This is a genomic window from Cellulomonas bogoriensis 69B4 = DSM 16987 (assembly GCF_000767165.1).
Taxonomy (GTDB): Bacteria; Actinomycetota; Actinomycetes; order Actinomycetales; family Cellulomonadaceae; genus Actinotalea; species Actinotalea bogoriensis.
Window position 1 is genome coordinate 1 of the sequence record NZ_AXCZ01000377.1, and the last position, 887, is coordinate 887.

At 76.9% G+C, this 887-nt stretch carries 2 protein-coding genes; both read right to left on the reverse strand.

All coding sequences use genetic code 11. The features are described 5' to 3' along the window. A partial coding sequence (locus N869_RS15535; protein WP_156968611.1) for a DUF4350 domain-containing protein occupies positions 1-547 on the reverse strand: 547 nt, incomplete at its 3' end. Then, a partial coding sequence (locus tag N869_RS15540; protein ID WP_156968612.1) for a DUF4129 domain-containing protein occupies positions 544-887 on the reverse strand: 344 nt, incomplete at its 5' end. The genes N869_RS15540 and N869_RS15535, both read right to left, overlap by 4 nt.

An 887-nucleotide genomic window follows, 5' to 3' on the forward strand; every position in this document is an offset into this window, starting at 1 on the left:
ACCCCCGGCCGCCGGAGACGATGCGCTCGGCGGCGGTGGCGTCCGGGTCGGGGCAGGACGCGGCCCGGGGGGCGTCCTGACTGGTGAAAGCCGGTTCGACGGTGCCGTCGCTGGTCAGGTCCAGCACGTCCCACACCGGGTCGACCAGCACCAGGTCCGCGCCGGTGTCGAGGAGCGCCTGGACCTGCGGCGCCTCGACGAGGTGCGTGCTGGTCACCAGGACCGTGGCAGGCCCTGCGGCGCGCCGGACCGCGTCGGCGGTGGTCCGGACGTAGTGCACCTCGACGCCGCGGTCACCCAGGATCTGCGCGACGGCGCGGGCGCCCCCGTCGTCAGGGTTGTCCGGTGCGAGGGGGATCTGGGAGGTGCGCGGGGTCAGCAGCGAGGCGAGCACGCCGCCGAGCACGACGACCGCGAGCACGGCCAGGGGCCAGCGTGCGGCCCGCCAGCGGGTACGCGCACGGGACCGTGCGGTCGTCCCGTCCCCGACGACGGAGGTGCGGTTCTGCACCGGTGCGCGCGGGGGCGTGCCGGTCGTCCCGGTCATCGCGTCACCACCGGCAGGCTCGGGCCGGAGACCGGGCTCGGCCCCTGCGGCGTCGCGGGGGCCGGCCGGGTGGCCACGATCGTCTCGTCGAGCGTCTGCACCCAGGTGTGGTCGGCCTCGGCGGCACGGGTCCCGCCGTAGCAGACGTCGTCGAACAGCCGCGCGGCACGGTCCAGGGCCTCGGTGTGCTCAGGGAGCCTGCGCGCCGCCTCGTACGCGGCCTCGTGGGCGGTCCGGCCGGGGCGCTCGTCCAGGACGGTGCGCTCCTCGAGCGACCGCAGCACGGCACGGAACCGGTCGAGCACCGCTTCGCTCCAGCGGCCCTGCGCGGCGAGGGCGG